An 8,203-nucleotide genomic window follows, 5' to 3' on the forward strand; every position below is an offset into this window, starting at 1 on the left:
CCGCGTTCGCTGGACGAGGCGCTGGCGCAGGGAGGCAGCGGCGGGCATCGCTTCGTGGTTGGGCTGGCGGACCGCGCCGCGCCGCCGCGCGCGGTCGATCTGGCCGATGTCGCACATTATCTGTGCCTGCTGCACGGCCGCTATCCGGGGCTGATCGATTATGCCGCAACCCGCAGCGCCGACCCGTCTGTCGGCCATTGGTTGACCGCCGCGTGTGAGGCCTTTGTCGGTGAGCGCGCACTGCTTGCCCGGCTGACCGTAGCCGCCGGACCCATCAGCAGCACGCCGGGCCAGGACCGATGCACGCCTGCGATCATCAACCTGCGCGGCGCGCTCAATGCGCTGTCGCAATCGGATCGTCAGGGCTGCGCCATCGGCGCGGCATTTGCGCTCGCCATCGACTGGCAAACGATCCGTCCCGCGCTCGATCGTATCGCTGCGCGCACCGGACTGGACCCGCGCGAATGCACCCTGCCCGACGCTGCCGAAACCCGCGCCCTGGCGGCGCAGATTGGCAGCGAGCCGATGATCGGTCGCGCCATCGCCTTTGGCGCATCGCAGATGCTGCTCCAGCACCGCCAGTTCTGGGACATGCTGGATGAGCGCGCGCAGAGCCGTCGCACCCTCGACGGCCTTTGACGCTAACGTAAAGCAAATGTTCCGCTGAACGCTTGCCAAGCGGTCTCCTGCCCCCTATCGCTTAACCGAACAGTTAACCGGCGACAGCGAGGCTCCCCCATGCGTTTTGAAGGCACCAGCGACTATGTGGCAACCGATGATCTGAAGGTTGCGGTCAATGCTGCCGTCACCCTTCGCCGCCCCTTGCTGGTCAAGGGCGAGCCCGGCACCGGCAAGACCGTGCTGGCCTATGAGATAGCCCGCGCCGCCAACGCGCCGCTGATCGAATGGAACATCAAGTCGACCACCAAGGCACAGCAGGGCCTGTATGAATATGACGCGGTGGCGCGGCTGCGCGATGGCCAGTTGGGCGATGAGCGCGTCCACGACATCGCCAACTACATCAAGCAGGGCAAGCTGTGGGAGGCGTTCACCGCGCCCGAACTGCCCGTGCTGCTGATCGACGAGATCGACAAGGCCGACATCGAGTTTCCCAACGATCTGCTGCAGGAACTCGACCGGATGGAGTTCTTTGTCTACGAAACCAAGCAGCTGGTGAAGGCCAAGGAACGGCCCATCGTGGTGATCACATCGAACAACGAGAAGGAACTGCCCGACGCATTCCTGCGGCGCTGTTTCTTCCATTACATCAAGTTCCCTGATCGCGAGACGATGAAGGCGATCATCGACGTCCACTTCCCCGGCATCCAGACCATCTTGGTGCAGAAGGCGCTGGAGATATTCTATGACGTGCGCGATGTGCCCGGCCTTAAGAAAAAGCCCTCGACCAGCGAGCTGCTCGATTGGCTGAAGCTGTTGCTGCACGAAGACATGCCGCTTGAGGTGCTGCAATCGCGCGATCCCAGCAAGGCGATCCCGCCACTGCACGGCGCGCTGCTGAAAAACGAGCAGGACGTCATGCTGTTCGAACGCCTCGCCTTCATGACCCGCCGCAACGGTTGAGCCTGGACGGCCCGCTGCGAGTGAGTTGAGGCAGGCGTTCCGGTTACAACCGTATTGCGAGCAATAATGCCAAGGCGTTCTGTACAACCTCCGCTTGCTTCCGGCTTGCCGGATAAGGCATGAATGCAAGTGGGGGGATTGCTTATGAGATTCGGAATATCAGTGATCGCAGCTTTGCTATTGATAGGGGCTACGCGACCGGATTATCCGGGAATGATCCGGGCACTCGGACAAACAGTCGCCGACAATTTTTACGATCCGCATATGCGAGGGCTCGACTGGGCAAGGGTTACTGATCAGTATGCCCTCCGTGCCAAGGCGGTGCGCGACGATGCCGAGTTTAAGCGGCTCGCGAATGAGATGATGAAACGCTCAAGGCGTCACATAGCGACGTTTACGCGCTAACCTCCACCGCACCCCAAGCTCGCCCGCCAATGGTCCTGGAGGGAGACGTAATCGTCGAGGTGGCCGCGCTATCGCACGCTCGGGCCCAGGGGCTGCGGCCTGGTTTTCGATTGCTTGATGAAACGACGCTGCCGGGGATTCTCTCAACATCAGCACAAGTGCGCGTTCTGGACTGCGGGGGACGAGAGCCGACGATTATGGCTCGAAGGGAGGCAGCCGGGTGGCCTCCGCCAGAGCCGAGCTTTCACTGGCAGCGGATCAGGACGGCTCCAGGCAAGACACTGGGCTACCTTCGGATCGACGCATTTGACGATGACGGCGCGACACTGGCTGATCAAGCCATGTCGACACTAAAGAACACGGCAGGGCTTGTGATCGACCTGCGCGCAAACCAAGGTGGCAACGCATCGGCGATGCGGCTGGCGAGCTACTTCACCGGCGAGGCAGCGCCTGGCCTGATCCTGCTCGGTCGAGATTATTTACAGCGGCTCGGCCACACCCCGACGCCGGCAGAAGCCCGCGCAGCACCGCGCGCTGATCGTATCTACACGTCGGCCCAAGTTGGGGCGGCATTGAAGGATAATGGCGGGGCAGCCGCCCTATGGACCGAAGATCTGGCAGACAGGCGGTATGACAGACCTGTGGCGATATTGATTGGGCCTGAAACAGCTAGCGCGGCAGAGGGATTTGCTTGGGTCATGAAGCTCCGAAGCAAAGCAACGCTGGTTGGACGGCGCAGTCAGGCCGCCTTGCTTAGCGCAGATCGCCTCGAGTTTGCGCCGGGCTGGCAAGTGCGAGTGCCCACCGCTGGAGTTTGGGCTCCCGACGGAAAAGACTATGGTGATCGTGCAATTGAGCCAGATGTAGAGGTGCCCGTGGATGCAACTGCACTATGCGACGGACGCGATCAGGCGCTTGAAAGGGCACTTGCAATAGTGTCCGAGCCTTAGGTAACCGGCTTTAGGCGCAACCATTTAGGTTTTTACATACAGGCGCATGCATGTTGGACGTATGCCTACATTCCAACCCGTATCCGTCGTCAAGCCAGACCCTGCCGTCTCCCCATCGTCGACGCGCCTTACGCGCGACTGATCTTTCCACATCACCGGATGTAGGCGAGTTCGAAATTGCCCCAGTAGCGGCCGTTGATCCACAGCGGCACGAAGATGTTGCGCAGCACCTGCGGGTGGCCGGATACCGTTTCGAACCGATAGACTGCGGCATAGAAGGCTTCATCGCGGCGGCGCACGGCCTCGGCGGTTGTCTTGTCGAGCAGCTTCAGCCGGTTGCGTGAATGCGCCATGTCGTGCGCGGCATCGCCCGTGGGCGGTTCGCTGCGGATGCTGAGGTGCGTGGGCAGATAGCCGTCCTGATTGGTGATGACCGCCGAATGCGTGATCATCTCGGGGCTGTCATAGCGATCAAGGATGGGCTGGATATGCGTATCGGCCCAGGTGTTGAATGCGTTGTCATAGCGGTCGAGCCCCGGCTCACCGCGCGGCGTATAGGTCCGGTCAAACAGTTCCGCATTGGTCAGGCTGCCATCGCGCAACGCCGCTTCGATCAGCGCCTTGACCTCGTCACGCCCCGCCAGCGCGATATCGAGAAAGCCGTTGTCGGCATGTGACAGCCCGGTGTGCAACAGCTGGTTGAACATCAGGTTGGTGGTGTCCTCCAGCTCCTCGGTGCTGCCCAAAGCCAGTTCAAGCTGATCACTGCATCCGCGCACATCGCCCATAAATGCAAACAGGTTGTCGTAAAGCTCGCCCGAATTGGAACGCACCCCGGCGCTCGAATCGGCGATGGCATCGGTTTTGCGGTCGACCTCCTCAACCAGTTCGCTGGCGGTTCTGATCGACTGGTTGATGGTTTCGAAATGGCGCTGGGCATTGCGGCTCTGTTCGACGCCTTTTTCGACCTGACCGACGAAGCGCCCCGCCTCAACCCCCAGCGACAGCATTGTCGTCGCGATCTGGTCGGTGGCCTGGCGGGTATCCTGCGCCAGTTTCTTGACCTCGGCAGCCACCACCGCGAACGTGGCGCCAGCCGCCCCTGCCCGCTCGGCCTCGATCGCAGCGTTCAGCGCCAGCATGTTGGTCGACCGCGCGATCGAATCGATGGTCTGGCTGGCGGTGCGCACATCATCCATGGCCCCGGCAAACCGGGCGACATCTTCGCCAAGGCCGATGATCAACGCGATCAGATCTTGCAGCTCCGCGGCCGAAGAGCGCATGGTTTCTGCGCTGGTCGCAAGGTTCACCCGCGCGGACTGGCTCAATTGGTGTGCTGTGTGGGTGGCAGTAACCACCTGTTCCTGCTCGACGGCCAGGTTGTGGGCGATCTGTTCAAGATCGGAGCGCTTTTCGCCCAGCAGGCTCATGCGCTGGCGCACATCATGCAGGATGCCCGCAACCTGGCTGCAGCCAATCACCGACTGGCCGCAACTCTCGGCCATCTGCTGAATGGCCTGACCTTCCGGTACCAATTTTTGGTTGCGCTGCATGTAGCCCCGTTCTCGAGAGAATGACCTGATATCGCTAACCCAACATGGTTAACGCGGCGTAAAGTGCAGCGTGCAAGGCGCAATCGCTTGCCAGATCGCCTGTGGCAGGGCATCGTTTCCACTAACGTTAACGTAAAGGCTGTGCCCATGTTTTTCTCGTTCATGGATGAACTGCGCAGCGCCGGGATTGCGGTGTCGCTCAAAGAGCACCTGCTGCTCCTTGAGGCGCTGCAACGCGACGTGATCGACCGCAGCACCGAGGAGTTCTACTATCTCTCGCGCGCCACGCTGGTGAAGGATGAAGGCCTGCTCGACCGGTTCGACCAGGTGTTTGCCAAGGTGTTCAAGGGCCTTGAGATGACCTTTCAGGGCAATGATACCGCGACCATTCCCGAAGACTGGTTGAAGGCGGTGGCCGAGAAGTACCTGTCTGAAGAGGAGATAGAGAAGATCAAGGCGCTGGGTTCCTGGGAAGACATCATGGAGACGCTGAAGAAGCGGCTGGAGGAGCAGGAGAAGCGCCATCAGGGCGGCAACAAATGGGTCGGCACCGGTGGCACCAGCCCCTATGGCAACTCCGGCTACAACCCTGAAGGCGTGCGCATCGGCGGCGAAAGCAGGCATGGCCGGGCGATCAAGGTGTGGGAGAAGCGCGAGTTTCAGAACCTCGATGCCACCCGTCAGCTCGGCACCCGCAACATCAAGGTCGCGCTGCGCCGCCTGCGCCGCTTTGCCCGCGAAGGCTCTGCTGAAGAGCTCGACATCGACGGCACCATCGACGGCACCGCTCGCCAGGGCTGGCTCGACATCCGGATGCGCCCCGAGCGGCACAATGCGGTCAAGCTGCTGCTGTTCCTGGATGTCGGCGGATCGATGGACCCGTTCATCAAGCTGTGCGAGGAGCTGTTCTCAGCTGCCACCGCCGAGTTCAAGAACCTCGAGTTCTTCTACTTCCACAACTGCCTTTACGAAGGCGTGTGGAAGGACAACCGCCGCCGGTTCACTGAGCGCACCCCGACCTGGGACATCCTCCACAAGTACGGGCACGACTACAAGGTCATCTTCATCGGCGATGCATCGATGAGCCCCTATGAGATCAGCCATCCCGGCGGGTCGGTCGAGCACTTCAACGACGAGTCAGGCGCGGTGTGGATGCAGCGCGTCGCCAACACCTATCCCGCAACCGCCTGGCTGAACCCTGTGCCGGAGGACCAGTGGGGCTATTCACAGAGCGTGCGGATGATCAAGGACCTGGTCAACGACCGCATGTATCCGCTCACCCTCGAAGGACTCGACGATGCGATGCGCGAGCTAGGCCGCAAGCACGGGCACTGACGACTGATGGCGACACCCCGACTTGCTGCCGGCCGAAGGCACCCGACCGGGTGTCAACACCGCCTACTTTGGCGCACCCATCCGCGCGTTGCTGGAGAGGTAGTCGCCATAGTTGGCGATGAAGCTCTCCACCACCATCGAGACCTCCTCGGCGGCATAGGTGTCGGCTTCGGCTTTCTTGCCGCCGTATTGCATCTCAGACTTGACCATCGCGCCGGCAAAGGCTTCGCGCTGTGTGGCGCAGGCTTCGCGTGCGTCCTTGGTGAAGGCTGAGACCGGCTTCTTGGCCTCAAGGCTCTCGTTGGTGTAGCTTGTCAGGCAGTCGTTATAGGTCTTGCGCGTGGCGTCCACCGGATCACCCTGCGTCATCGCCATGGCCATGGCCGCGATCAATGTCAGACTCATGTCATCACTCCCCAGTGGCAGGGTGCGTGACGCCCCTGCATTGCCGTCACATGACGTTTCTGTGACACAACCGCATTTACGCCTGTCCGAGGCGCTTTACCACTGGCTTTGATGTCAACTCATCGGATTTGCGCGCCGCCCTTGACCACCGCCGAGACCGTCTCGAGCACCGTCACATCGGCCAGCGGATCGCCCTCAACTGCGATCAGATCAGCAAAGCGGCCCACCGCGATGCTGCCGACATCGGCTGACTTGCCCAGCGCCTCGGCCGCGTTGACCGTCGCGGCGCGGATCGCCTCGATCGGGCTCATGCCGTATTCGACCATCACCCGGAACTGGCCGGCAGCGGTCGCGTGCGGCATCACGCCAGCGTCTGATGCGAACACCATCCGCACCCCGGCACGGTGCGCCTTGCGGAAGTTGTCGCGCTGGATCTGGGCGATCTCGCGGTCCTTGCGCAGGTTGTCCTCCAACACGCCGTTCCTGGCGCCTTCGGCCTGAGTGTAGTCGGTGTTGAAGATGTCCATCGCGAACCACACCGGGCGCTGGCGCTCAACCGCCAGCCGGATGCCCTCGTCATCGACCAGACTGGCGTGCTCGATGGTGTCAATCCCGGCGCGGATCGCCGCCTTGATGCCCGCGCCGCCGTGCGCATGCGCTGCGACCTGCAGCCCCCATTGGTGCGCCTCATCGGCAATCGCGCGCAGCTCCTCTTCTGACAACTGCTGCTGGCCGGGTTCAGTGTTGCGTGAGAACACCCCGCCGGTCGCGCAGACCTTGATCACCTCGGCCCCGTATTTGCGCTGCTCGCGCACCTTCTGGCGCAGTTCGACCACGCCATCGCCCACCGCGACTGATTTGGCGGCGTAGGAGGGCGGCAGATAGGTCTGGTCGCAATGGCCGCCGGTCGCGCCCAGCGCATGCGCGGCAGGCACGATGCGCGGGCCCGTCGCCCAGCCCTCGTCAATCGCCTGCTTGAGCGCGACGTCGTTGTAGCCATCCGACCCCACGTTGCGCACCGTGGTGAAGCCCGCGCTGAGCATCGCCTGCGCATTGGCGACGCCGACCACGGTCCAGAACCGGTCGGTGAACTGCAGGCTGGAGTAGCCACCATAGCGCGGCGAGCCATCGAGATGGACGTGCATGTCGATCAGCCCGGGCAGCAGCGTCTTGCCCGAGAGGTCGATGTGGGTGACGTCCGATCCCCAGCGCACCGTGCGCGCATCGGCGATCGAGGTGATGCGCCCGTTCTCGGTGAACACCGCCGGGTAATCGATCACCTTGCCGGTGGTGACATCGACCATGCGCGCGGCGGTGATCACGCTGCGGGTCGGCGCGGCCTCCTGCGCGAGGGCGGGCGTGGATACGGCCCCCAGAGCCGCGGCGAGTGTCAACACCGATGGACATAGTTTACGCAGTTTACACAGTCCAGAACCCAAGAAACCGCCCATATTGCTTACCCCTGTCATGGCACCCCGCGCGGACCCCCTGGGATCGCGTCGCTTCGCTGCCAGTCTGGCACGATGCGCGGGTGCAGGACAGTCTTTTCAAGCGCTTGGCGTTCATTCAAGAAACTCCTGCGGCTCGGGGATGCGGTTGAACGCGATCTTGGCGCCCGAAAAACTGCGCCCCTCGGACGGCACGACGCCGATCAGCACGGTGTCGCGCCCGTAGCGCGTGTTCAGCCGGTCCATCGCGCACGACAGGGACAGGCTGCGCCCCGCCTCCTCGCGGCTGCGCTCCGCCCCGGTCAGATCAGCAAACAGATCGGGCTGGACCTTGCCCTCGGGCTGTAACCGGCCCAGCGTCACCCCCACTTTCTGGATCGGCGCGCCCGCCAGCGGCGTCACCAGCTGCTGCCAGAGCGCATCGAGCACAGCAAGAAACGCCGGGCTGTCCTGCGCCACCTGCAGCGCGGCATCGGCGTGCAGCCGCCGCCCGTCGACCAGCTTGACCGAGAGCGACAGCACGCCC

Annotated in this window: 8 protein-coding genes and 1 pseudogene; 5 read left to right on the forward strand and 4 right to left on the reverse strand. The window is 62.8% G+C overall.

What is annotated here, in order from left to right:
* The 4 genes from ACEW8G_RS12470 to ACEW8G_RS12485 all read left to right on the forward strand — a co-directional run.
* A partial coding sequence (locus ACEW8G_RS12470; RefSeq protein ID WP_373488738.1) for a hypothetical protein occupies nt 1–639 on the forward strand: 639 nt, incomplete at its 5' end.
* Nucleotides 640–738: 99 nt separating this feature from the next.
* Nucleotides 739–1,581: an AAA family ATPase gene (locus ACEW8G_RS12475; protein ID WP_373488739.1), complete on the forward strand. Its 843-nt coding sequence runs from the start codon at nt 739–741 to the stop codon at nt 1,579–1,581.
* A 213-nt stretch (nt 1,582–1,794) separates the two neighbouring features.
* Nucleotides 1,795–1,986, forward strand: a complete 192-nt coding sequence (locus ACEW8G_RS12480; protein ID WP_373488740.1) for a hypothetical protein — start codon at nt 1,795–1,797, stop codon at nt 1,984–1,986.
* A gap of 29 nt (nt 1,987–2,015) precedes the next feature.
* On the forward strand, nt 2,016–2,936 hold the full coding sequence (locus ACEW8G_RS12485) for a S41 family peptidase (RefSeq protein WP_373488741.1): 921 nt from the start codon (nt 2,016–2,018) through the stop codon (nt 2,934–2,936).
* Nucleotides 2,937–3,088: 152 nt separating this feature from the next.
* Here the strand turns inward: ACEW8G_RS12485 and ACEW8G_RS12490 are convergent, their stop codons facing one another.
* On the reverse strand, nt 3,089–4,489 hold the full coding sequence (locus tag ACEW8G_RS12490; RefSeq protein ID WP_373488742.1) for a methyl-accepting chemotaxis protein: 1,401 nt from the start codon (nt 4,487–4,489) through the stop codon (nt 3,089–3,091).
* Between the two features lie 147 nt (nt 4,490–4,636).
* Between ACEW8G_RS12490 and ACEW8G_RS12495 the strand changes: the two genes are divergently transcribed.
* The gene (locus ACEW8G_RS12495; protein ID WP_373488743.1) at nt 4,637–5,824 is read left to right on the forward strand and encodes a VWA domain-containing protein; all 1,188 of its coding nucleotides are present in this window, start codon (nt 4,637–4,639) and stop codon (nt 5,822–5,824) included.
* A gap of 63 nt (nt 5,825–5,887) precedes the next feature.
* Here the strand turns inward: ACEW8G_RS12495 and ACEW8G_RS12500 are convergent, their stop codons facing one another.
* The 3 genes and pseudogenes from ACEW8G_RS12500 to ACEW8G_RS12510 form a co-directional block, all read right to left on the reverse strand.
* A complete protein-coding gene (locus ACEW8G_RS12500) occupies nt 5,888–6,229 on the reverse strand; it encodes a hypothetical protein (protein ID WP_373488744.1) in 342 nt (113 codons plus the stop codon).
* 119 nt (nt 6,230–6,348) lie between these two features.
* Complete coding sequence (locus ACEW8G_RS12505; protein ID WP_373488745.1) at nt 6,349–7,626, reverse strand: amidohydrolase family protein; 1,278 nt, start codon at nt 7,624–7,626, stop codon at nt 6,349–6,351.
* 165 nt (nt 7,627–7,791) lie between these two features.
* A pseudogene (locus tag ACEW8G_RS12510) lies at nt 7,792–8,203 on the reverse strand (hypothetical protein); the annotation flags it as partial.

Source organism: Blastomonas sp., assembly GCF_041747255.1.
Taxonomy (GTDB): Bacteria; Pseudomonadota; Alphaproteobacteria; order Sphingomonadales; family Sphingomonadaceae; genus Blastomonas.